Genomic DNA, 24,959 nt, shown 5'->3' with positions numbered 1-24,959 from the left:
TTGATCATTGGGATGTCTTCACCCTTCCGTTTCGAATTTAAATAACACATACATACTCTATGTAAATCATTTTCGATGTATGCATGTCTACTTTTAACTATTCTAGAAAGTTAAAGGCAATTCCTCTAAAGAACGCATTAAATAATTACCTTGCCATTTAATTTCTTCACGATTCCCTTTTATTTTTAGTTCAGGCATTCGATTAAACAAAGTAGTAATAGCAATCTTTGCTTCTAACCTCGCAAGTGGAGCTCCTAAGCAGAAATGACTACCATGACCAAAGGCAATGTGACGGTTGTTCTCCCGTGTAATATCAAATATTTCTGGATTTTCAAATACTGTTTCATCACGGTTCGCTGAAGCCAATGCAATAATAACCATATCTCCTTTCTGTATTGTTTGATGGTGAATTTGAAAAGGTTCCGCTGCCCATCTTGCAGTTGTAACCTCAACTGGAGAATAATAACGCAATCCTTCCTCAATAGCCGAATCAATTAGTTTTGGATTATCTTTTAATAACTGTAATTGATTTGGATTTTCAAGAAGTGCTAATACCGTATTTGTAATTAAATTCACTGTCGTCTCATGTCCTGCGACAATTAATAGCATTATCATTGAATATAGTTCCCGAGCGCTAAGTTTATGCCCTTCACTCTCTGCAAGTATTAAAGCACTCACCAAGTCTTCTTTTGGCTCTTTTCTTTTAATATCAACTAAATATTGAAGATATGTAATAAATTCAGATAGTTGTTTTTCGGTCTCTTTTATTTCTTCAGGTGTTTCTGGTGATGCAATAACAGCATGAGACCAAATCCTAAATTTCGCTTGATCTTCTTTTGGAATACCGAGCATCTCACTTATTACAATAATTGGTAATGGAAATGAATAATCATCCACAAGATTTAATGTACCTTTTCGCTCTATATCACTTATCAAATCATCTGCTATTCTCTGAATTCTTCCGTCTAATTGTGCAATCATCTTCGGTGTAAAAGCTTTTTGAACTAAAGATCGTAAACGACTGTGGTTAGGTGGATCTGAATTTAGCATATGTGTTGTTAAGTGGTCACTATTATCAACGGAAAGATACATGTTCTTTATATCTTGAGAAAACACATTTGTCCAATCTTTTTTTAAACGATTATCTTTTAAAAGTGGCAGAGCATCTTCATATCTAGTAATGAGCCATTCTTTACCGATTTCAACTTGGTTTACAAATAATATAGGTTGTTTTTTTCGCGATTCTTTATAAATTTCATACGCATCTTCTTTAAACTGAGCTGAAGCTAAATTAATGCCATCCTCTATGCTTAACCCAACTTTGTTTTTCATTGACATTGTATTCCCTCACTCTCATTTGTTTTTGAAAACCAACCAACATATGCATTATACTCTAATAAAAACGTGAAAATTGTAAATTTTTAATCAAAATCTTACTTCGTATATTGAAAAATAAAAAAGTGAGAGAGTACAATCGTTTTACTCTCCCACTTCTCTTTATGCGAAGCACATAAAATTACTAATTTGTTGATAGCGATAACTTACTTTACGACGACGACCACCTTGCCAAGTGTAACCTGATACTCCGTTTCTTCTCACTTCAGTCGGAAAGAACCATAAATCCCTTCCAAAAGGTCCAGGACGATGTAAACGTAAATAGCCCCATCTTCCTAAACAGTTACACATCCATGATTTCATATTGCCTGGTTGTGCTGGAGAAGCAAATGTAGACGGTAACGATGGCGCTTGTGACGGTGGTGGTGACGTTGGAGCATCTTCCGCATCATCTGGTCTGTAATCTTCTTGTTCCATATCTCTCACTTCATTTGTAGGTTCATACCCGTAGTTTTGTGGATTATAATACATCGCTTGATCATATGGATAATTTTGTTGGTTATACATATTAACAAATCACCTTCTTTTCATTCATTACCTTTATCATTCATATGTGATATGCCCTCTCTGGGAAGCTTATGTATAGCCCAAATTCAACTTAAAAAACTCGTATTATTAAAAATACGAGTTTTTCAAAAATAGAATATTTTTATCATCTCCTTAACTTCACACTATAAAAACGCATTTCATCTAACGAACCTTCAAATTCAAATACTTCTTGTATAATTAATTGTTTCAAGCGATATTCTAAGAAAGTATCTCCAACCAATTGTTCAACAAGACCAAGTGCTTCACCAATTACTCTAGGAGCTTTGAGGAACTCTCGATCAGCACCCACACTTTTCGCGCATTCAATTATAAATTGATCAAAATAATCTTCCTGTACAGAATGCACTTCATTTTCTTTCCACACTCTTAAACATTCTATGCTTTCCGATAATCTATTCCACTCATGTTCAAACTTCATGCGCTTCTCTTCAGTTAAATAAGGTAACTTTATAAAACTTTTTTGGAATAGAGCTAAACTTTCAGGTGGTAATTCTCCCGTTCCACGAATATCATACTCTTGTTTTAATATTTCTCTGCTTGCTTCAGACGTATTAATTATTCGAATGTTTTTCTTATCCTTTAATTGTGCTATTACAAAACTTAGACCTACATGTTCATGTGCATTATCAGCCCTCCAAATTGTAATAGGCGTTTCAACAGGAATAGTATGTAGTTCTTCTATAGTTGCTATAAATCTTAATAAATATTCTTCTTCAAAATAACTATCATATGCAGTTAAGTTATTTATTAACCACTTCTGTCTTGCTAGTTGCCCCTTATTCGTATGCAACTTATATATCGGTCCAATTGAAAAGAATTCCGAAAAAGCAACAACACTCTCTTCAAATAATTCTTCTTGACTTAACATATATTTCAAGCAACCAGCCGTTGAATCATCAAAAGCAATATGTACGTGCGTACTTTCTTTTACATTCCTTTTATAAGTAGGATTACTTGTTAATTGTTTCGGAATATCCATCAAATTTTTAATTGTATCTTCACTATAGTTTTCTTCTAATAAGTTTAACTGTATGAGAATATTTTGAAGTAAACCTTTAGCCTCATCTTCGTACATATCCTCTACAGCATTTTTAATTTTATCTATCACACAAATCCCTCTATTCATTTCAAAAATAACGTAGATTATAGTGTATCATTTTAGTATAGTTCTTTAAAGTCAAATCCAGATTACTACAGCAATCTGGATTTTTAACAAAAGCTCTTCTTATATTTTTGAATTGCTAAATATTTTTACTTTGAAAATCCTTGTATCTAAATGTATAATTATATAAAAACAAAAATATAGGAGCTATATTTATGGATAAAGTACTTACAAATTATAAACATTACTTAAAAAATTGGAGATTTATATTTATTTGCATACTACCTGCTATCGCCTTATTCGTTACTTTCGATGTCATCTTCGAACTACTGTTTCATCAAGATTTCTACTTATCTAACTTAATTTCTGCTATCATATTATTTTTAATATTTATTAACGTTAAAGATAAATTTAAAATTAAAGGCTAAAAAACACTATTTCAAAATAGCCCTTTATTATTGCATCCTACTATAAAATAAGGCTCGTAGTAGATTTTCATAAAAAATAAGAGCACCCTGCAATTGGATGCTCTTATGTGATTAGAGGTTTTTTTTGAGTATTAAGTAGGACACGAAGATCTTGTCCTACTACATAATATATGCTTGTACTTATTATTTCGTGCATGTATTAAGCACCATGTTCAGGTACTTAATATATGCATAGTCATTGCTAAAAAATCTACTCAAAAATTCACTGCACAATTTCATAATTATAAATTAAAAAACATCCTCAATGGATGTTTTTTATCTAACAATTTTAAGCTTCCATAAACTTAGCCGGTACACCAATTTTTTCAACTACAGAAGATATATTAGTAGGATTAATCATTACATTTTCAATACATACTAATTTATTTTCTAATATCCCATTCTCTGTAGTAATAAGTTCTTCAAACCGATCTAAAGTCATTGAGAATTTGTGTTCACTTCCACCATTCATACTAACTTTTACATACTTCATAGTGTCACCGCCTTTCATAATAATTTACATTTCGACAAGAAGGCGCTTACACCCTTTTTATTTACTCTTAGATTTCTAACGTTTACATATATTTTGAGAAAAGAAACTACTATTATTTACTCACAAAATTATTGTTAATAAGAAAGATAAAGATAACAATACACAAAGTGGAATATATAAACCGGTATCCATTCTAGCAAAGTGCGTATCTTTTTGTCGTTTAAAGATACCAAAATAATTAAACTCACCAATTACTCTAATAGAAAAGACGATCATACAAATCCAGGAACCGACTTGAATAATAACATTAGGAACTGCAAAATGAACAATTTTTGCTTGTTGCAACAAAATTATTGCTGCCATACTTAATAATAATGCAATGAACAATGTCATTCCGGCGCGAGGTGTAAACGCCTTTTCCCCTGATTTAGTTGGAATAACACTATTTGTCCCCCAATTACCTCCGAAAGCCCAATATACATGTAAAAAGCTAACTAAGAATAATATACAAGCAGATATATATGTAATAATAAGCATTTTATCCTCCCCTTATTTCATTTTGGTTCCCACCTATAAAATATGCTGTTGCCCCCCACATTAACAACCTCCATTTAATTACATAAAAAAACCGTAATGATTTATCAATATTAAGATAAGTCATTACGGGGTTATTAAACTTCATTATGCATTATACCTATTTCTTCGGCGTTCCATCCTTGTTTGACCTTGAACTGCATTTTCTTTGTATGGATCTATTTGCTCTGTCATTTCATATGTTGCAACTGGTTCTTCGTACTTATACTCATGGATCTTTTCTGGCATTTTACTTTTAGATTCTTTCCCACCAAACTTAAATAGTTTCATCTTTAATTTCGGCAACCTTGGAAGTCGAATCTTAATTGATAATCTTTTGCGTTTCTTTTTTGGTCCAAGTAGATTTTTATTTTCTTTATTATCTTTCTCTTTGCGGTGAATGAACATCGCAAGTAATCCTCCTAATACAAGTCCTCCAATTAATAGTAATATATATACATAATGGCTTGTCATTAAACTCGTTATGCGTTCAAGTATGACTAACGACTGTACTTCTTTTATATCCCATAGTAAAGCGGCCCATAATGAGAATAAGCCCAAAGTAAGTCCATATGTACGAAAACGGAATAAACATGGAATTAACGCGACACATGCAGCAATTTTCGCATTTGCTATGATTGAACTTGTTGAAATATCCTGATGCCAAATAACTAACAGTAATGTTATAAATGGCGCATACGCTATCCAGCTACATATACGTGAATACATCTTTTTAGCAAAATAACTACCGAAACTAGTAAAAAATAAAAGCCCTCCAATATATATAGATTGTTCTAGAGGGATTTGCTTTGTAAGTCCTGCAATTGGAAAGAGGCCGCTCAATAGCATTAAGAGCACATCTAATTTCTTCACAATTCCCCATTCCTTTCAAATTTTTTCAATTAATAAAAATCTTTTTCCATATGATATAGTTTTTGTATTTCTAAAAAACATATTAATCCTGTCTGCACATAAAGTAAATATGTAAACGAAAAGATACTTGACAAAGGATATCCTTATTTACATAAAAAAATGACAAATCCTGATCGATATAACGAGCAGGATTTGTTTACTAGTATTTAAAGTAGAGTAATTGAATCTTTCTTTTCTACCTTTACTACATCTACATCCAATTCATCATCAAATTCTTTAAACTCTCTTGCATCTATGTCAGTAATATAAGTCTTCATTACTTTTTCCATATGTACGGAATATGTCATGTGTACATTCTTTTTCGAAAGCATACTAGAATTACAGCACATGTAATGTATCATTTTAGCGATATAATCCCTTTCTACAGGTTTTACACCCAATGGTAAAATTTCAAGTATATATCGCTGAAAAATCCCACTACAATTAAGTGAATATTCACCAGTGCTATAATACATCCCTTTTTGATCTGCATATAAGCCAATGCTATCTAGAGCATCATCAGATTCTATTACACCGTAACTTGGTACATCAAAACCTGTATTTATTCTAATAATATTTAAATTTGGAACCTTTAACACCTCTGGAACAATATCAGGTAAAATATCTATATTAATTTCTTTATTTTGTAACTCTTTTATCCAATATTTTCTTAAATTTGCATCTACAATGAAGTAAACTTGTTCATTTTGTTCTTTTGCATATTGTACAATTTCCATTAATGTTTCGAAAACATATTGTTTAAAAAGAGCCCCCATATCATTTCTCTTTGATGGTTGTGGTAAAAATGCATTATGTTTATTTATATTTAATAATACGTAATCAATCGTTTGCCACTCTGTACTCCCATATAATTTATATAAAATTTCTTTTCCTTTTATTTTTGAAAAAATAGGTAAGAAATCGAATTTCGATATTCGTTCAATTGATAAACTAACATATGTACAAGGTAAATTTATCTTATTCCAACTACGCCTCAAAAATCCTTTTTGTTCTAATAGACTAAAAATACTATTTACAATTGTTTTACGAGATACATTTTGTCCTATAAATAAATTAATAAATGTTGAAATACGGTTTGTTCGTGCAAATCCCTCTCTAATGATTTGTTTTGGATCAATTTTTTCGCGTCCATCACAATTCTTCATCGCGATTAATGCTAATGTCGCATCACTGCGCTTACCCGCGGTAGCATAGACAGCTTTCTTAACATCATCTACAAGATTTGTTTTATATTTTTGGCAATATTGCATTTTATATGGATTTTGTAACACCTTTTCAATATTGTATCTCACAATCTTTAATAACACTGGAAAATCTGTATTCAATACATAAGAATTTTCACCAACTTTAGTCAAAACAATTTCGCTATCAAGTAATGCTTGTTCTATTTCCAGCGCTATATTTTCAGACCAAACTTCTAATATTAATGTCTCTAATCCTTTTGGTGCAAATAAAGGAAATAATTCATTTTTGTTATTTGTAGCTACCTTTTTACATTCTGGAAGTATTGTGAAATAAGAGAATTTACGCTGAAATTCTTTAAATAAATACTCTCTTTCCTTTACTGTTATACCCGGTTCTATTTTAGTACCTTGAACTTTATAAATTCTCTCATTGTATGGAAATAACACCCTTTTATTTTCTCCTACAATATAATCTTTCGGATATTGGAGAATATGGTCTAAATCCACCTCTCCCCCTATTTGAAAATCATCTTTTAAATTTCTAAATATCTTAATCCATTTCATGCCGGTTGTAGCTTGTTGTATTTTTAGTTTTACAAACCGTATTTTTTTATTATTTGACGCAAACTCTGAGGTAGAAATCAATATCATGCCTCGTTTTCGTCTTAAAAGTAAAGGAATATCTGGATGATTATATTCTTGATATTAAGACTGTCTTTATGAGCATTTCGTATAAGTATGATGTAACTGATTAAAGCTATTTTCAAAGACGACATATCGGCGATAATTTATGTCTATTTCTTATAGGTGTTAGCAGGTTCGTTTGCAAACTTGTTAGCACTTTTTTATATTTCTTCTATAAATAAATCCCCCTTAATATAATCTAAATTTTATATATTTACTTTTCTTCTATTTATCTTATAATTTTAATTGGGAGAGGGAGGAAAAAAATGGTTCAAATCAAAGTGACACCTGAAATGCTAGAAGATGTTGCAAATCGTGCAAGTAATACCAGGATCGCATTAGAATCTATACATAATAATTTATGTAATGAAATAGATCATTTGTGTTTTCAATGGATTGGCGCCTCTAATCAACAGTTCATTCAAATGTTCAATGATGCCAGACCAAAAGCTTTTACAGCCATTAATTCAATTGTACAAGTAGAAGAAGACTTGAAACGGAGTGCCGAAAAATTCCGTACCGCAGATGCTTCATATGACGGAAATCTTGAAGAAGGAGCAATGTGTGGTAAGTTAGATAGTGAGAAAAATGATGGATCTTTACGTGACAAGGTTTGGCATGGTCTCAAGGAAACTTATGAGGATCTTAGTAAAGTAAAAAATTCCGATGAGTCTTTATATGATAAATTTAAACATGGTATCGATGTAGCTTATAAAGATGTGAATAAAATAAAAGAGACTATAGATGATGAAATCGAATCTGCTTTTGAAAAATCTGGATTAGGTGTCCCCTATCACTTAAAAAAGGGCGTGGGCGACGCTATAGGTGATGAATTATTAGGACTTGCAGATGCAGTTATCCATCCAATTGACACATTTAATAACACGATTGAAGCCGTTTCTCACCCAGTCGAGACGTTCAATGCGATAAAACAAACAATTTCTGATTCTTGGAATCGTGACGTTACCAATGGTGACTCGTATAGTGGTGCAGCATGGTATGGAAGCGCGGCTGGTCATACTATATTGGCTGTTGGACAACTATTCGTAGGAACAAAAGGCGTGGATAAAATTGCAATGTTGAACCCTGGCACAAAATTAGCTGAGATTTCACGAACTGCTAATCAAAGCTTGCAAGACGCTGCATCCTTATTCAATCGTAATCACAATGAGTTTGCTTTCGCTGGCGGAAATAATATACGCTCTGCATTTGATACACCTGATTTTAGAAAAGCTGAAGATACTATTTTATCTGCTGAAAACATAGATAGATCAACCCAATATAGTCCACGTGTATTTGATGGTGATTTAAAGCAACACGAAGACAAAGGTGGACATTTAATGGAAAAGCATGTTGAAATATCTAATGAAGCATTGGCTCAACGCTTAAAAGACGATCCCGATATCACAGGGTCTTCATCTTTTAATAATTTAGAAACAGCCCAAAAAATTGCTGATGAAGTGTTAACCAATCCTCGAAATATACGTAAAATAGAAAGGTGGTTAGATGATCCCTACAGCCCGCCAACTCTAGCGTTTAGGTATAGAGGTGATGAAGTTATTGGTCGATCTATTGTAAGAGGATCTGAAAATATTTTAGAGGTAACTAATGCTAAAATTATCTTAAAAAAAGACGGACAAGGAAGTTATATTCGAACAGGATATCCCGTAAGATAGAAATTTAGGAGGATACTTATGAATGATAAAGATTATATGTATGAAGAAGTAAGTGATTTTTTAGACGGAACATTTCATCAAGATATGGGAACAGTAGAAAAAGCCTTAAATGAATTTATAGAAGAAGCTCACAAAGTGTGTATAGAAAATACTGTAAAGTACATAACTGAATTTTTAAAAAGTGATTTATCCACGCAAGAAAAAGAAGCGTTCATTGAATATTATACTGAAATTTATTTTCCTTCTTTAAAACTTAATCCTATAGAATGGCTTGAACAAACAGTTGAAACGTTAAAACAAGCATTAAAAAATCATTAGTAAAAATCGACCGCCCGTAATAGGCGGTCTTTTCTTCGTATTACATAACAAACTATTCTTTTGTGAGAAATAACATCATATATAATTCCATTTTCTTGTGAACTTCACAAATTATTCCTAAAAGAATATCATATTTTGGTAGTGCATTTATTATTCATTTTTTAAAGTATGTTTGTATGACATAATCATTATCAATGAAATTAAATAGATACTTCTGAAAGAAATCTATTATATCGTAGCAGGAGTTATATTTACAGCTGTAATTTTACAAGTTGAAATAGCAAACCTAACGGTTGTAGTTGGATTTATAGGTAATGTACCTAGCACTATACCAAGTCCTGTTTGTTCCACGTTAAAATCTGCTGCAATAGAACCATTACTTGCTAAAAGACTTACTGTAGATCCAATAAACACATCCAATAATTGTCTAATTGGTCGTTCACGACATTCACACTCACATCCTACATCGACAGGTGGAAGTAATGTGATAGGTGGTCCTGGTGGTAAAAAACCTACCCCTGTTACATCAGAAATATTAACCACGAAGGTTGTGGTGCCATCTGTAACTGTAACTAAAAAATCATTTACGGAAGTGATAGTAAATAGAAAGAAAAGTGGGGGCGTGTTTGGTGTGTCTGCAATAGTGCCGAGAATCACAGTTTCTCCAATAAGTTGTTGTAAGACACTTTGCATAGGTAAAACACAGCAATCACACAGACAACCTTCAGTCCCTCCCGTTGGACCTGTTATCCCTGTTGGACCCGTTACTCCCGTTGGACCTGTTATCCCTGTCGGACCCATTACTCCTGTTGGACCCGTTACTCCCGTTGGACCTGTTATCCCTGTTGGACCCGTTACTCCCGTTGGACCTGTTATCCCTGTTGGACCCGTTACTCCTGTTGGACCCGTTACTCCCGTTGGACCCGTTACTCCCGTTGGGCCTGTCCCTCCTGTTGGACCCGTGGGGCCGGTTGGTAAAGTAAATGGTGGGATTGGCGGGAGTGTGGGACCAATTAAATTTGGGGTTAATGCATTAGTTTGAAATATCCCATTTGTTTTTTGCATTTCATTTTTATCAAACACTTAACTACCTCCTATGAGTGTACTATACTGTGGTATGACAGTTATCTTACATATACATAAACTTCATTTATCGTAATATAATATGTTTTCCCTATACTATTGTGCACCTTAAATTGTAGTGAACCGTTCACATTTAACTTCCCATCAATTGTAAATCCCTCACCTGCATCTACGAAACCAGCAACATCTTTGTCCTGCCAAGATGGAGCATCATAGAAACGTAGATTGTTAACTTTTGAAATAACGCGCTTTCCAACAATAGAAGAATCTACTGTACTTTTCTTGTTAAACTTCACATAAGATGGATCGTTCTTAATCCACTGATCTCCACCAAGATTTAACCACCCTTCTTTTTCAGCCCACACAGTATAAGACTCTGGTTTGTTTAACTGACGAATCTTAGAATAGCTTGTGCCAGGTCCTTTACGTAAATTAACGTTATAACCTTCAATATAAGCAATCCCATCTGTTACGGATGTCGGTACTTCCGCCGGTTCAGATGGCTTCTCAGGAACAGAAACATCTACACTAGAATTATTATATGCTCTTTGTACATCTGCTCTAAATTGAGATTCTGAAACACCATGAGACTTTAAGTAGTCAATTGGATCTTCATGATCCGTACCGCCAAGGTAATGAGTTACATCGCTGTGTGTCCATAATCCTTTTTCTACAGATAACCCACGGTCACGTAAGATTTTAGCTAGTAACTTAACGTATTTGTCATAGCTGCGTTTGAATTTTGTATAATCCGCTGTTTCGCATAACTCTACATGTACAAAGCGCTTATTCGCAGCAGGACCGCCGCCATAAGCAATGTATTTTGTATCAGCAATTTGGATTGTTTCGTCCCAATCGACTGCATAGTGAACAAATGCATTTCTCCATGTACGAGACTCATATTTTTGAATGTTAATAGCTGGAGCTTCTGGAGTTGCTGTAGAATGTGCCACAACTCCCTCATAAGCACCTACACCATAACGGTATGGTTGTTTTGGTAAATCAGGAATAATAAGCGTTCTATCAGCAAAAGCACTTGTAGCAAAAGAAACAGCAAGTACTAGAATCATAAGTAACGAAGTAATATGTTTCATTGTCTTTTTCATTTAGCATCAACATCCTTTTTCATAATTTTTGTGTGGTCAAATAATCCACTTGCTGACAGTCCAATGATGATTCCTTGAAATACATTTGTTTTGATATCTCCGTCCAAAAATAAAACGCCTAGCACAATGCCAAGCGTTAAATTTAATAACGGAACATACTTTGTTTGTAATCCAATTGTTTTTCCAATTTGTGAAAGACCAACTACAATTCCAATTATTACAGTAATTTCAAACATTACATACCACCTCCTTTCATTAAAAAAGTGAGAATGCCACCAACAATTCCGCCAACTATAAGTCGCAAAATCCAGGTAGTATTGGCGCTGATTTTATCTAGCTGTTTGTTGATATTGATAATGTCTTTCTCGTTACCTGTTGTCCTCATTTCTAAACTTTTAATCTCTAAGCGAATGTCCTTAATATCTTGCTTTATTTCTTGAACATCACTTCGTACATCTTGTAACGCTTCCACTTTGACCACCCCTTTTTAGGCAATAAAAAAAGACCAGCTTATGGCTGCTCCGGTTTCTTATCAATTAAATTTTGAAGTAACAGTTGTTCTAAAACTTCAATTCTACTGTTCATTTGTTTATTTTCTTCTTTTAACTCTTGAATTTCAGCATCTTTCGCTTGTTTTTCTTCTTGAAATGCCTTTATTTGAATTGCTACTGAAGAATATATTTCAGCTGCATTTCTTGTTTTTGTAACAAAACACTCAGGAGTATTTTCATCATCTGCAATCCACCCATAGTGAGTTTCTATATCGTTTGTTGTAAGAATTGGGTCCCCTTCAACACGATTCATTCGCTTCTCATATAAGTCTTCTATATCTGTTTTCAAGTTGTATTGTTGGATTTGAAGTGCCATAATTTTTTCTATTGCGCTAAACTGCACGTCACGAATATTTGTTTTGTATTCACGTTTCGATGCCGTTTGAAAAGCTGATGCTGTAACAGCGTTATATGCACTTCCTGACCCATTTTTAACCTGAAGTGTTTTATATCCCTCAACGTTACCATTTCGTAGCATTACTGTTTGGAATCGAAGGTCTGTTTCAGCGTTGGGCGTTGCAACTATATCAAGCATATTTTTACCTTTTAAGTTGAATACAATGGAAGACTGACTGTCCATCCATACGGATTTAGATCCACCTTTTAATGTTATTCCACCAGCAGAGTCTACCCAAAATGCGTTCGATGGATTAGATACTGTGAAGGTAGCACCGTTGGCTACTTCAACCCAATATGATCCATTTTTTGCATACTGACTTATACCTTTTCCAGAAGTGATAATTGTATGCCCACCAGAATTGACCTCTGTATTTTGATTACTTTTCATAAACAAAGCCCCACCAGTAAGAATATCTACGTGGCTAACAGAATCTAAACGAATTGTATTAGTATAGGCGCTAAATTGTTTATCAGACCTTAGGGTAACTCCGTTATTACCAGTAATATAAATATAGTTATCTCCATTAAGAGATACATCCCCTTTTGTATCCACATTTAATTTAGCGCAATAATGTGGAGTTTGATCCGCATCATAACCTTTTACAATACCAAAGCTACCGGTATAGTAATTTTCTCCTTTCACTGGGAATTGAGATATTGTTAAAGTACCATCGCGGAAACGTGATGTATCCACATCATCATGCATAAGTATTGTTGGTTGTATTTGGCTATCAACAGCTCTTTTGTAATAGCCAATAAACATTCGCGTTAAATTCGATTCCATCAAGCGTATGAATTGTTTTTGGATGTGTACATAGTTAGTACCGTTGTCTGTCCGTACTGTAGAACCAACTATCTCTCCACCACGTACTAAGTTACCGTTTAGCACACCCGTTGTAATGAAATCAGCGACAATCCTTCCATCCATTGTGATTGCCGTATTATAGGGTCCATTAATGCCTGTGGAGGAATAACCAAATCCATTGATATTCCATTGCCACACTTTTTTAGCGGTTCTTTCATCAGCTGTATCCATAATCAAAATTCTTTCTGGATATATACGAACATGGCCACCGAAACCGCTATTGATTAAATTCGTAGCATTTTCGCGTGCTTGTTCTAATATTGATTTTTCCATTCCTTTAACGTTGTTTTTAATACCATTGACGCTATTTCTAATATCATTGAAGTTATTCTCAACATTATCAACTCTGCCTGTTATATCAACGAATGACTCTTTAAAATTGCCTAATGTCAATTCGATATACTCTTCATAGATCGGGTCGTATTTGTAATGATTAACTTTAGCTTCAATTTCGAAACCGTCTTCTTCATGTATAACTGTTACTGTATCTCCCATATATACACGTTGTAATACCGCCAAATCTTTATACTCTTCAGTTTGAGATAGCTCTTGAAACTCTACTTTATATGTCGCTTTTGGATAATCAACATGTTGTTCATCGTACATTTTTTTTGCGGCATTGCGTAACATTTCATATGCTTGTGGTAACGGAACTGCGTCTTCGTCGTCAGCATAATCACCAATAGCTGCTTTAATGTGTTCAAATTCAACAACTCTAATTTTAGGTTTAATATATTTACTAGCGTTATAGCTTTCCACGTACTTTTCTGGTAACAGTAGTCCATCAAAACCTTTAGGCATCATTCGAGTTATAACACCTTGCCAATCAACATCGCCTTCATATCCTAATAAATCTTTTTTGTGTTGAATAACAACACCGCGATCTTTTCCACGTTCTCTTAGCATGTGGACGGTGAAATTATCCCTTTTTAATTCCCCGCCCCAACGACTAAGAAAAGAGTTGTCCTGGCTGTTATCAAGTATTGCTTCGACTGGGTTTTTTCTAACCAAACGAGAACTAGAAATTGTATTGATATCACTAATGAAATTAAAATTAGTGTTATATTGCATACGTTCTTTCATTTGTTGTAATGCTGCTTGTCCGCCCTTTTCTTGAATAAATGTATCTTCAATCAAGTTATCAACGAGATCATAGAATACGTGATAACAAAATACGTGTAATTCACCCATAGAAGGTGCAGGTCGTGCTACACGAAACAATTGATTGCCATCAGGTGTTGGCGCTTTGATTAAACATTGACCACCTATTTCTAATCCGTGCGGAGCGAATAACGGATATTTAAAACTTAAGACATATAAACCATTTAATTCTTCTTCAATAACTGCATCGTAAATATTATCGTCTAAAATACCTATACCATTGTGAGTAAAATCCGTTTCAGTTGGTTTATATAATGTAATCATAAGTAACGCCACCTCGGGTCAATTTGTAACTTTGTAACAGTTCCAGTCCATTTTATTGTGTTTGCACCTTCAGAGAATGTGGGAAAATTACCGATCATATTACTATTCATCGGCGTAGTGTTCGAATATGCTTCTTTTAACTCGGAATCAATTACTACTGAACTATTTACATTTTTAATTAAGAATGAAACATCATTTATCGTAACAGTAATTGATCCACTACCATAAATCGTTATTTTAGGTAATGAATACTTAGTGCCCGAGTTTACAAGAGTAGTTGTCTTAGTTATTTCCAAAGGTTGTAGAATAGCGTATTCGAATGGATCAGCTACAAAAGTAACTTCGAATTGTCCATATTCTTCTATTTCATTAGCGATACTACCTATTTCCACACTTTTTATTTTTCTATAAACGTTATCATCTGTAAAAGAAAGGGTTTTAGCGTTCAATAGCCACGCTTTTATACGTCGTAACAATGGTTTGATGTTATAATCTTCTAACAAGTTAAAGTCAATCTTGAAAGTAACGTCTTCATAACCATTTTTCTTTGTTAATGATCCGTTTTCTCTACCAGGAACTTCAATAAACTCTATTTTTTCTTTTGCTGTTGGTATGTCAGGGCGCTCTACCATACAAAGAAGATAGTCACGACCTAATATTTCATTTATTCGAATATCAACCACGTTGCGCCCTCCCTATACCGATATTTAACATTTGTCCTTTCTTTGCAAACCAATCATCAGCTTTTTCAAACATTTTATTTAGATCACTTTCATTTTTAACAGTTGTATTAAAAGTCACTTCATTTTTAATTTCTTGTGGTTGTTGTTGCTGATTAGCGTTAACACCTTTACTCAATGACAATGAATTGTTAACAATGTTAGGTAAATTAGAAAGAATACCATTGCCACCTATTGTTTTAGTAATCCTTTGTACCGTATCTCCTAGTGCACCTCCAGAAGAGAATGGAGCTAATGGAACGCCTTGATTTAAATTAACAGCTAATGCCCTTGGCGCTGCGAATGATGCTGGGGCAATTCCTTGATTTCCTGTATTATCGTTAACACTTATAGAATAAGAACTGCTAAATGGATTTAATTTGTTTAAAATGCCACCAGCTTTATTCCACGCTCTTGTAACCGTATCGATAATACCGTTCATTACTCTTATAATAGAATTCCAAAGATCATAAAAGAAACCAACTACACTATTAATCGGTTTGTAAACACTTTGAAGGATATCTGAAACATAACTCCAATTGCTACGCACGATGTTAGAGATATAATTGAATGTTCCAGACACGCCAGAAGACAACCTATCCCAAGCGCCAGTTACATTAGATACGACATTGTTCCAAATACCAGAAGTTATGGCATAAACTACATTCCAAGCGCCTTCAATTCTGCTTTTCACTTCATTTACTGCATTACTAATATTCGAAGTTATCGTATTCCAAACTCTCGAAATAGTAGAAGTTATTTCATTCCATTTGTTGGATGTTGTATTTTTAGTTGAAGTCCAACCGCTTGTAACAGTATCTGTTGCTTTATTTATCTTGTTCCTAATATATCCAACAATCTCATTCCAAACATCAGAAATAAACGTCGAAACCGCGTTCCACGCCTTTGATGTTATATTTAATACGTAATTCCAACCTTCCTGTATTTTAAGTTTTATAGGGCCCAAAAATTCATTTACAGTATCAGTGATCCATTGCCATGCTTCACGGATTATATTAGTAATCCAATTCCACGCTGTACTGGTTGCACTTGTGATTGCATTCCACAATTCTGTGATAGTGTTAACTAACATATCTCTATATTCTATAAAAGTAGAGGAAATAGCATTCCAAGCTTCTTCGATGTAAGGTTTAATCCATTCCCAGAATTGTGTTACCGGTTCTTTTATTAATTCCCATCCTAAAATGAAAGCAGTTAATAACAACTGTAAAGGGAATGTTATGATTTGGAATAGAATATTCCAAGCTATTTGCGCGATCTCTTTCAAACCTTCCCAGAATGCTGAGAAACCTGATTTTACAGCTTCCCATGCGTCAGAACAAATTTGTTTGAACGAATCCCATGTACTTGAAAACCATTCAATCGTTGCTGTCCACATTTCATTTGCTATGTTGCCAACTTCAGCCCAAAAGTTATTCCAATTATTTTTAAACTCTTCCCATTGTTGACTAAACCATTGCGATATCATATCCCATGCCATTTGAATCGATTGGGTTACATTATCCCAACCTTTAGAACAAGCATCGCTAATTGTTGTCCACAATTCTGACATCCATGTTGAAAATTGGCTCCATTTTTCTTTAAGCCAATCTGTAATACCTCCCCAGTTGTTAAATATAGCTATAACTGCTACGACTGCTGCTATTATTGCAGCTATTGCGGCTACAACTAATGCGACAGGAGCGCCAACAAATGCAGCTATTACGGTGACTACTATCCCTATCGCTTCAGCTATAGCTGAAATCCAACCTATTAGAGTACCGATAAAACCAATTACCGAACCGACGGCGGTTATTATCGTCCCTATGGCTGTTATCGTAGCTCCTATGACTATTAATAACGGGCCAATTGCCGCCGCTAATGCCGCAATAATTACGATTGTTTGTTTAGTTTTAGGATCAAGTTTAGAAATCCAGTCCATTAATTCTTTTAATTTTTCAACAACAGGCATTAACGCAGGTAATATTTCAGTCCCGAATTGTACGGCTAAAGTATGAAGTGTTTGTTGTAATTCTTTGAATTTATTTTCCGGTGTGTTCTCCATTTGTTCAGATAAATGTTTAACCTCTCCGGTAGCATTCCGGGCATCATCAGACATTTTTTTAAGCTTTTCGCCGCCACTATGAACAAGTATTTGCCACGATGCTAAATGTTCTTTACCGAATATTGTAGCGATTGTAGCGTTTTGTTGTTCTTGTGTCATTCCTTGTAAACCGTGTTCAAGTTCGTCCATGACTTGAGGTAATTGTTTCATTTGTCCGTTTGCATCAAATGCACTGAATCCCATTTTCGCCATAGCTTTAGACATAGCCTTTGTTGGCTTAGTTAAGTTAACGAAACCAGATTTCAAAGCCCTTGCCGCTACAGACGCTTCAATACCATTAGATTGTAATAAACCTACAGCAGAAGCGGTTGTTGATAAATCTTGTCCAGCTGAATTTGCAGTTGGCCCAATAATTGACATTGCTTCTGTTAGAGAATGAACGCTAGCTTTTGTATGGTTAGCTGTATAAGCGAATATGTCAGCCATCTTATTGATACCAGCTATATTCTGCTCAGCGTTATTTGTTTTTTGTCCTGTAGCTTCATAAGCAGATCCTAATCCGTCCACAGTTTTTGATAAATCTTCATTCGCGCCACGGGCAGTATGGAGAGAAACAGTCATGATTCGCATCGCTTCTTCTGCTGTGTAACCGTCTTTAACTAACACAAGTAAACCTTCATTTATTTTTTCGGTACTAACACCAAACTTTTGAGAGTTAGCAAGGGAACTATCCCACATTCTGCTCATAACGTCGTTAACTTGTTGAGAAGTTAACCCTGTTGCGTTTACCTCTTTTCGAATATCAGCCATTTCATGTTGGAATTTCGATGCTTCTTTTGCAGCGTAACCCATGGCGCCAGCTATAGGAGCTGTCACTTTCATTGACATGTCTTTTCCTACACTAGAAACACTTTGACCGACTTCTTTTACTTTGTTACCGAATTCTTGAACGTGTGATTTAGCTGTTTTAAAGCTGTCTCCAACTCTTCTTTCTAGAGCTTGCGTTTCTCTGCCTAGTTCAATTTCAGCTTGTCTTGCCCTATTTAATTCGGTTTCTAACCTTTTAACTTCTTCAGATCCAGCGCCGAATGCAGTTTTAGCATTATTTAATTGTCGCGCTAAATTTCGAGACTGTTCACCAGCGTTTTGTTGCGCTTGCTTTAAATAGTCATATTGTAATTTCGCCTTGGAAGTTTCCGAAGCGTTCTTTCCTAGTGAAGCTGCTTGGAGATCGTACGCCGATTTTAATTTATCAGCTTCAGTTTTTAAACTGGAATGGGCTGTTTTCAAACCTTCTAACGCTTGCTTTGACTTACCTATTTCACTATTTCGTAATGCTTCAGCTTGTTTAGCTTCTTTTAATGATTCGGTAGTAGTTTTTATTTTGTTAGAAATTTCAGTTTCAGTAATTTGTGCACGTCGTAACGCTTCTTCAGCCTTCTTTGTTTCTGTTGCATTTTCTCCCCACACTTGTTTTGTTCTTTGAAGTTGTTCCGCTGTCTCTCTTGTTTTGTTTTTAGCGATATCATATTGCTTCTCAAGTGTGGATAACGAAGTCTTATATTTATCAACATCAGTTCCGGTTAACTTCATTTGTGTTTGAGCTAACTTTAACTCTTGTGTTAAGGCTCTATTCGCCTGATTCATTTCGTTTATCTTAGATTTATAATCAGCGGTGTCAGCCTTAAATTTAATTATGGTTTCTTTTGAAGGAGTAGCCATTTATTTTCCACTCTCCTTTTCTTGGATATAGGCTTTCCACCCTTCGTAAGCACTTTTGTTTTCTGCTATTCTTTGAACATCCCTTAAGGGTAAATTCCAAAAGTCACTTTCCGATATTTCAAAAATAAATACGTATAGACTGTATAAGTCCACAACGAATTCAATTTCGAATTTAGGAAGTTTTAAGCCTTTTTTCCGGCTTTTTGTTGAAAACCTTTTGCCATGTTGTTTTTAGCTTCTTTTTTCATAACTGCACCGAAATAATCGAACGCCTCTGACATATCAACTTCATATACTTCCATGAATGCTTCAAATTCCATATATCCAGTAGGATTTGCTTGACGATAAGCCGCATAAACAATACGGAACGTATCTAATAAATCAATGTTCTGAATTCCGCCAGCGTTTAATAAAGTACTTAAAAATCCTTTATCGATAATGCCTTCTTTTTCTAATTTGAATAATGTTAAAGCTGTTAAGTTAGGATTCGCCTTCACTACTTCACCATTTGATAACGTAATTTCTTTTGTCATGTAATTTCTCTCCCTATAATCAAAATTAAAAGGCACTCATAAAGAGCACCTTTGATAGAATTTATTTTGTTTGTGCTGTTTTTCGTAATTTAGCCGAATCAAATTTTGTCATCCATTCTTTTGCAACTGTTTCCGGTAGTTCGATACCTTCATAATAGAAACGACCGAATTCGTCAGATAACGCTGTTACTTCTAATTCTACTTCGGCTAGTTCTTCAGCACCGTTTTCTACACTCTTAACAAAACCTGTTGCACTTGTACAATTAGGGAATGCGATTAAACGTGTGTTTTCTTCGAATATGTCAAGCTCTTCCGCAACGAACGCAAAATCTTTTCCTAAGCTGTCGATACCATATGAGTAAACGCCATCGATCAACCCTTCGTTTGTAATACCAAAAATGTTACGAATAACCTTTAATTGCATGTGACCGCTAATTTTTACATTCATTTGTGTTGGTTTTGATTTTTTCTTTTGAGTAAAGCCGCCGCATTTCTTTTCAACTGATTTAATTTCTGTTTCTGCATCTAATTTACCTACACAACCGAATGGGTCAGTTACATGTTCACCTTTAAAAAGTACACTAGCATTTTTAATCTCGACCGCATCAAATACATCAACTGTAACTGGCATATTATTGCCCTCCTAAAGTTTTATTTATTTCTTCTATTAAAGATTTATTTAATTCCTCAATAGAGTAATCGACCTTTTTATCCACACCACGCTCCATGAACTTTTTGGCCGCCTTTTTCTTACTTGTACCTAATCCCAAATCAGGGAAAACTAAATATCTATATTTCGATTTTGGTTTTAATGTTAATGTTAAATTCTCTTTGTTATCGTCATTAATAGATTGATATAGTTTAGCGTGGGCTTTCTTTCTATTCGATATAGGCATTAAGCCAAGAACTGACTTTTTCATTACTGGTGCAATTCTAGACTTTAAATCTTCATTTATTATCTTTTCCGCAACGTTTGGTAATCGCTCAATGTTTCTTTGCAAAGATTCAAATTTAGAAGCATCAACACTAAAATTAGCAGGCATATTTTACATTCCTTGTAAGCTCGAATGTTAATACATCAACAAAAAACTCTGTATCTTTCTTCCTCATTTTTTCTTTGAGCGATTTATTACATGTGTGGCCAGTTTTACTTAGTGAACTCATAAACTCAACTTGCAATACATCTAAGTCCTCACGATTTTCCGAAAAATAATAAACTGTTACATCTTGTGTAAATGCGCTTGCCCCCGCTCTAACAAACCCACCTGTTTCAAATACAACATGGTTGATTGTGGATAGATTCGCTTCATCCTCCTGAACTGAGTCCTGGTATACTTCTACAGTGTGGAAGAAAGACTCTAAATGCTGGACTAGTTTACTATTAAACTTTTCAATTAAATCATTCAGTGTCATCTAGACCACCTACCTTTTGCAAGTATAAATACATGCTATTTTTAAAACGATCCGCTTTAATGATGCTATAAGAATGTCCTCGTAATTCAATTATTAGGCTGTCCACATCCTTATTCTTGAACATAGGAGCGTATAACGTTTCAATTTTCATATCTAACTTTTTATCAATACTTTCAGCGAATTGAATATCAACTTCACGGCACGAAAGTTCCGAAAATCTAAGTCTGATAATCTCGACATTTTCACGTCCGATTACTTTTTTAGCGCTATTCCGGATCGTTTTACTTTCCTTAACGCTAATAAATCCATCATTAAATGTTTTTCTATGTTGTTCAATTGCCATTATTCTTCTTCCTTTCATCGATTGCGACATGTAATATCAATCGTGAAAGTGGTTGTCTGAAGTTACTTTCGAAACTGTCTAACGCATTGTTATATTCATAACGAATACGGTTAATAACTAGCTCTCTTGCGGATAAATTGACGGCTAGATCAAGTTCAGCGCCTACTAAATCATTGATAAAATAAACGGAACGATCTATAAGCTTTATGATGTCCTTGTCTTCTTCATCCCAAGTGATTGCTAGTGCATGTTTTACATCTTCTAACAAATCAAAAGGCGACTGTAACGTCGCCTGTGATTGATTGTCACTCATAAAGGATCACTCCCTATTTAGTAGGTGCTGGAGTAGTCACCGCTGTACCTGGGTCTTTCATTTCAGAAATATCATAAACTAAGAATGATTCATTTTCTTCAGCACGACCATTAGCGTACATTTTAGCGATGTATAAATCTTCGTCTTCGATAGCGCGTGTTTGATCGTAAACGTCTAAACGTTGTGCTCCACCTAATCCAAGGAAGTAATCTTTTGCCATACCAGCGATTAATTTACCTTTAGGAACAGCATTTGATTTAACGATTTTACCTGGAATCGGAAGAACGTTATAAGTGTAAGTTCCATCCATGTTAGGTCGTGTAGTATAACCATAAATTTTAGACCAGTAGTCTACAGGGTTAACGATTAGTAACACATTAGATGGATTACGTTTACCATCTTTAGTAAGTAGAGCCATGATATTACCTAAAGTGTAAGGATTAAGGTCTTTTAACTTACCAGTATCGGCTTTATCAGCATGTACGCCCCCTGTAACAGTTAATAAATCTTTCATCATGCCTACAGGTTGATCTTTACCAGTACCACGAACGATAGCTAATTCTAAAGCGATTTTTAAAGATTCAACTAATACAGTTCGAACGTAGCGATCTAACCAAGTCGGGCCAAGGTCTAACATTGCTTTACATACAGGCATAAATGCTGATAATTTGTATTCCTCAATTTTAATCGTTTCGAAACCTTCATCTAAAAGTTCTTTGTGAGCCGCGCACAATTTACCCCAGAAGGCAGTTTGGATATCACCTTTTTTCAGAATCCATTCAGTTAAAGCACCGACGTTAACAAATGTAATTTCAGATAATAATTCATGATTTTGAACTAAGTCTTCAAATACTCGTTCGATAACAGTTGGTGGTACTAATGCTTCAGTACCAGCAAAAGAGTTACCTGCAATTACTTCATTGTAGTATTTCGTTTCTTGACTAGTTAAAGCACGTCCACCACGAGCAGCTAAGATAGCTTGATCGCTAGATTGTACTGATGCTTGTGCTAAAATTTTTTCTTGAATACCTTGAGCGAATGCAACTAACGCATCATTCACCTCTTCATCTGAACCAGATGCTAAAACCTTACTTAAATTTTGTTGATTTTCAAATTTCGTTTCTAAGTCTTTAATCATTGTAAATTACCTCCTACAGTTTAATAGATTTTAATAGTGAAACCATAAAGTTAGCTGATTTTTCAGCGTTTTGAGTACGTTTGTCACCTTCGTTTTCGATAGATGCGATGATGGGTTGTTCTTCAACTTCATTTGTAATTACAGATTCACTGTCCACACTTGATTGTATTGAATCAGTGATTACGTCACAGAAACCGAATGACTTAGCTTTTTCAGCGGTCATATAAGTTTCGTTGTCTAGAAGTGTTTCTAGTTGGAAAAACTCACCGTTAAAACGGCTGTTATAAGATTGAATTAACGCTTCGTCAACGTCACGTAGCATTTTAGCTTGCTTCTCTAATGAGTCAGCATTACCGAATGCATATGTCGATGCACGATGTACCATCATAGTGGTATTAGAAGGCATTTCGATTTTATTAGCACCCATCGCAATTAATGAAGCGGCTGAAGCGGCTATACCATCAATAACGGCAGTTACATTAGAAGGGTGATTTTTTAAGTAGTTGCAAATTGCAATCCCTTCAAACGCATCGCCACCATTTGAATTGATGTGAATTTCAATGTCATTTGTAACACCATCTAACATTTCTCTTACACCTTGAGAAGAAATGTCACCGAAAGGAGCTTTACCAACATTCCCATACATATAAATGACTGATTTACTATTGTCCTGTTGATTGTTGTCCATCATTAGGAACTTCGGTTGAATCTTTTCCATTTCCAATATCTTCACCCCCTTTCATAGTTCCGCTTATCCTTGCTCTCTCATAGTTCTTAGTAACATAACGTTCATTAGCCCAATCTTCTTTTATTTGTTCTTTTCCTAAACGTTCTAATACATCGTTTATGCTCATGCCACCGACTGCAAATAGCTTGTCAACGGAATTAGCAAACTTAGTAAGGTCGAACAATTTGAAGTTGTCCATGTTGAATCTAATGTATGTTTTACTTAAATATTGCTCTCTAGAGAACATCTTCTTGTTATATTCGTTAGTAATCATTTCCCCTATTGGTCTTACTGCGAATATGATAAAGTTATCTAAATCGCCAGTAGGATTACCGGTAGTTGAAATGCCACCTTCACTTATTCCACTTAGTAATGACGGAGGAATGTGGAAGGCAGTTGCCACGAAATCTAACATATCTTTTGCAAGATTTTTGATGTCCCTCGTATCTAAATTACGTGGGTCCTTGCTTTGATCTTCCATTTGTACGTTGTCAGGTAAAAACATGATTGCTGCTAACTTTTCAGGATTCATATAATCTTTTGCTTTCTCTTCAAAAAGTTCTTGCGAAGCTTTTCCGTTTTCATCAGTTAACGAATTCATAAAACGGCCTCTGAACAAATAACGTATTCTTCCATTGCCTTTGTAATCTGACATCGCTTTAGCTAGTAATAGTCCATATGAACTATATAAACTATTAATCACGTTGTTTATTGACTCTACAGAAAGGCTCAAGTATAGAACGTCTTGTTCTCTAAATTCCTTCGTTAAAAGCTGATTGTTAATCGAAACACTTTTATAAACATACTCATTAAAACCATTCGTAGTTTCACGATGAAACGATTCAGCTATCCACAGTTCCTCACCTATAGGTAAAATTAACGCTTCCTTTTCGTAAATTAACTGATGGACAACCTTATACCAAAACTCATGGGCATTTTCATTCTTATTTGGTGCCACATTTAATTGGTAGTAGTTCAAACTTCTTTTTAACTTGCCACTTCTATATGTTTCAAAATCACAAGCTACTAAACTACGAGCAATTAAATCGATAGCAGCGTTAACATACAATTTCTTGTAAGCAATTTCAGCTTTAAGTGTCATCACACTACAATCAACATCCGGGACTGTTCCATTATCACTTTTTCCTAAAAAGGTTTTAAAAACATTACGAATTCCCATTTT

Annotated in this window: 26 protein-coding genes; 3 read left to right on the top strand and 23 right to left on the bottom strand. The window is 34.6% G+C overall.

Annotated features, from left to right (window positions below; all coding sequences use genetic code 11):
• Window positions 1-102: 102 nt before the first annotated feature.
• The 3 genes from ACO6VI_RS19740 to ACO6VI_RS19730 form a co-directional block, all read right to left on the bottom strand.
• Window positions 103-1,338, bottom strand: a complete 1,236-nt coding sequence (locus ACO6VI_RS19740; protein WP_063547412.1) for a cytochrome P450 family protein — start codon at window positions 1,336-1,338, stop codon at window positions 103-105.
• A 159-nt stretch (window positions 1,339-1,497) separates the two neighbouring features.
• Window positions 1,498-1,902 (bottom strand): hypothetical protein, encoded by a 405-nt coding sequence (locus ACO6VI_RS19735; RefSeq protein ID WP_063547411.1) that lies wholly within the window; start codon window positions 1,900-1,902, stop codon window positions 1,498-1,500.
• Window positions 1,903-2,047: 145 nt separating this feature from the next.
• Window positions 2,048-3,052 carry a DUF1835 domain-containing protein gene (locus ACO6VI_RS19730; RefSeq protein ID WP_063547410.1) on the bottom strand — a complete coding sequence of 335 codons (1,005 nt, stop codon included), beginning with the start codon at window positions 3,050-3,052 and terminating at the stop codon, window positions 2,048-2,050.
• Between the two features lie 209 nt (window positions 3,053-3,261).
• On the opposite strand from ACO6VI_RS19730, the gene ACO6VI_RS19725 reads away from it, so the two are divergent.
• A complete protein-coding gene (locus tag ACO6VI_RS19725) occupies window positions 3,262-3,474 on the top strand; it encodes a hypothetical protein (RefSeq protein WP_063547409.1) in 213 nt (70 codons plus the stop codon).
• A 328-nt stretch (window positions 3,475-3,802) separates the two neighbouring features.
• Here ACO6VI_RS19725 and ACO6VI_RS19720 read toward each other — a convergent pair whose 3' ends face one another.
• The 4 genes from ACO6VI_RS19720 to ACO6VI_RS19705 all read right to left on the bottom strand — a co-directional run bounded on the left by ACO6VI_RS19720 (window position 3,803) and on the right by ACO6VI_RS19705 (window position 7,341).
• Complete coding sequence (locus ACO6VI_RS19720; RefSeq protein WP_000878369.1) at window positions 3,803-4,006, bottom strand: hypothetical protein; 204 nt, start codon at window positions 4,004-4,006, stop codon at window positions 3,803-3,805.
• A 120-nt stretch (window positions 4,007-4,126) separates the two neighbouring features.
• Window positions 4,127-4,543, bottom strand: coding sequence for a DUF3995 domain-containing protein (locus ACO6VI_RS19715; protein WP_063547408.1), 417 nt, complete (start codon window positions 4,541-4,543; stop codon window positions 4,127-4,129).
• Window positions 4,544-4,687: 144 nt separating this feature from the next.
• On the bottom strand, window positions 4,688-5,452 hold the full coding sequence (locus tag ACO6VI_RS19710; protein ID WP_063547407.1) for a DUF3959 family protein: 765 nt from the start codon (window positions 5,450-5,452) through the stop codon (window positions 4,688-4,690).
• Window positions 5,453-5,658: 206 nt separating this feature from the next.
• Window positions 5,659-7,341, bottom strand: coding sequence for an RNaseH domain-containing protein (locus tag ACO6VI_RS19705; RefSeq protein WP_141544704.1), 1,683 nt, complete (start codon window positions 7,339-7,341; stop codon window positions 5,659-5,661).
• 305 nt (window positions 7,342-7,646) lie between these two features.
• Between ACO6VI_RS19705 and ACO6VI_RS19700 the strand changes: the two genes are divergently transcribed.
• On the top strand, window positions 7,647-9,056 hold the full coding sequence (locus ACO6VI_RS19700; protein ID WP_063547405.1) for a WXG100 family type VII secretion target: 1,410 nt from the start codon (window positions 7,647-7,649) through the stop codon (window positions 9,054-9,056).
• 18 nt (window positions 9,057-9,074) lie between these two features.
• Window positions 9,075-9,374, top strand: a complete 300-nt coding sequence (locus tag ACO6VI_RS19695; protein ID WP_000998176.1) for a contact-dependent growth inhibition system immunity protein — start codon at window positions 9,075-9,077, stop codon at window positions 9,372-9,374.
• Window positions 9,375-9,602: 228 nt separating this feature from the next.
• Here the strand turns inward: ACO6VI_RS19695 and ACO6VI_RS19690 are convergent, their stop codons facing one another.
• The 16 genes from ACO6VI_RS19690 to ACO6VI_RS19615 all read right to left on the bottom strand — a co-directional run bounded on the left by ACO6VI_RS19690 (window position 9,603) and on the right by ACO6VI_RS19615 (window position 24,956).
• Window positions 9,603-10,457, bottom strand: coding sequence for an exosporium leader peptide-containing protein (locus ACO6VI_RS19690; RefSeq protein WP_422118071.1), 855 nt, complete (start codon window positions 10,455-10,457; stop codon window positions 9,603-9,605).
• Between the two features lie 41 nt (window positions 10,458-10,498).
• Window positions 10,499-11,563, bottom strand: a complete 1,065-nt coding sequence (locus tag ACO6VI_RS19685; protein WP_422118070.1) for an N-acetylmuramoyl-L-alanine amidase — start codon at window positions 11,561-11,563, stop codon at window positions 10,499-10,501.
• Complete coding sequence (locus ACO6VI_RS19680; RefSeq protein ID WP_000461715.1) at window positions 11,560-11,799, bottom strand: hypothetical protein; 240 nt, start codon at window positions 11,797-11,799, stop codon at window positions 11,560-11,562. The genes ACO6VI_RS19685 and ACO6VI_RS19680 overlap by 4 nt, the downstream gene beginning before the upstream one ends.
• Entirely contained in the window at window positions 11,799-12,035 is a 237-nt protein-coding gene (locus ACO6VI_RS19675; RefSeq protein ID WP_000387825.1) for a hemolysin XhlA family protein, read from the bottom strand. Before ACO6VI_RS19675 ends, ACO6VI_RS19680 begins: the two co-directional genes overlap by 1 nt.
• Window positions 12,036-12,073: 38 nt before the next feature.
• The gene (locus ACO6VI_RS19670) at window positions 12,074-14,803 is read right to left on the bottom strand and encodes a phage tail spike protein (protein WP_098367254.1); all 2,730 of its coding nucleotides are present in this window, start codon (window positions 14,801-14,803) and stop codon (window positions 12,074-12,076) included.
• Window positions 14,800-15,486, bottom strand: a complete 687-nt coding sequence (locus ACO6VI_RS19665; protein WP_000227695.1) for a hypothetical protein — start codon at window positions 15,484-15,486, stop codon at window positions 14,800-14,802. The genes ACO6VI_RS19670 and ACO6VI_RS19665 overlap by 4 nt, the downstream gene beginning before the upstream one ends.
• Entirely contained in the window at window positions 15,479-19,309 is a 3,831-nt protein-coding gene (locus tag ACO6VI_RS19660) for a phage tail tape measure protein (RefSeq protein WP_422423886.1), read from the bottom strand. The genes ACO6VI_RS19665 and ACO6VI_RS19660 overlap by 8 nt, the downstream gene beginning before the upstream one ends.
• A gap of 182 nt (window positions 19,310-19,491) precedes the next feature.
• Window positions 19,492-19,842: a hypothetical protein gene (locus ACO6VI_RS19655; protein ID WP_000159510.1), complete on the bottom strand. Its 351-nt coding sequence runs from the start codon at window positions 19,840-19,842 to the stop codon at window positions 19,492-19,494.
• Window positions 19,843-19,903: 61 nt separating this feature from the next.
• Window positions 19,904-20,473, bottom strand: coding sequence for a hypothetical protein (locus ACO6VI_RS19650; protein ID WP_001145608.1), 570 nt, complete (start codon window positions 20,471-20,473; stop codon window positions 19,904-19,906).
• A gap of 1 nt (window position 20,474) precedes the next feature.
• Entirely contained in the window at window positions 20,475-20,885 is a 411-nt protein-coding gene (locus tag ACO6VI_RS19645; RefSeq protein WP_001111193.1) for a hypothetical protein, read from the bottom strand.
• Window positions 20,875-21,255: a hypothetical protein gene (locus tag ACO6VI_RS19640; protein ID WP_016512759.1), complete on the bottom strand. Its 381-nt coding sequence runs from the start codon at window positions 21,253-21,255 to the stop codon at window positions 20,875-20,877. Before ACO6VI_RS19640 ends, ACO6VI_RS19645 begins: the two co-directional genes overlap by 11 nt.
• Window positions 21,242-21,598 (bottom strand): hypothetical protein, encoded by a 357-nt coding sequence (locus ACO6VI_RS19635; protein ID WP_000963758.1) that lies wholly within the window; start codon window positions 21,596-21,598, stop codon window positions 21,242-21,244. Before ACO6VI_RS19635 ends, ACO6VI_RS19640 begins: the two co-directional genes overlap by 14 nt.
• Window positions 21,588-21,911, bottom strand: a complete 324-nt coding sequence (locus ACO6VI_RS19630; protein WP_001282872.1) for a hypothetical protein — start codon at window positions 21,909-21,911, stop codon at window positions 21,588-21,590. Before ACO6VI_RS19630 ends, ACO6VI_RS19635 begins: the two co-directional genes overlap by 11 nt.
• Before the next feature lie 13 nt (window positions 21,912-21,924).
• Complete coding sequence (locus ACO6VI_RS19625; RefSeq protein ID WP_000588590.1) at window positions 21,925-23,049, bottom strand: phage major capsid protein; 1,125 nt, start codon at window positions 23,047-23,049, stop codon at window positions 21,925-21,927.
• Window positions 23,050-23,062: 13 nt separating this feature from the next.
• Window positions 23,063-23,695, bottom strand: coding sequence for a head maturation protease, ClpP-related (locus tag ACO6VI_RS19620; RefSeq protein ID WP_003272656.1), 633 nt, complete (start codon window positions 23,693-23,695; stop codon window positions 23,063-23,065).
• A 16-nt stretch (window positions 23,696-23,711) separates the two neighbouring features.
• The gene (locus ACO6VI_RS19615; RefSeq protein WP_000512881.1) at window positions 23,712-24,956 is read right to left on the bottom strand and encodes a phage portal protein; all 1,245 of its coding nucleotides are present in this window, start codon (window positions 24,954-24,956) and stop codon (window positions 23,712-23,714) included.
• Between the last annotated feature and the right edge of the window lie 3 nt (window positions 24,957-24,959).

The organism is Bacillus sp. PSXD-155 (assembly GCF_049310765.1).
Taxonomy (GTDB): domain Bacteria; phylum Bacillota; class Bacilli; order Bacillales; family Bacillaceae_G; genus Bacillus_A; species Bacillus_A cereus.
Note: the sequence above shows the minus strand (reverse complement) of the source record. Positions and strands in the feature narration are given on the sequence as shown.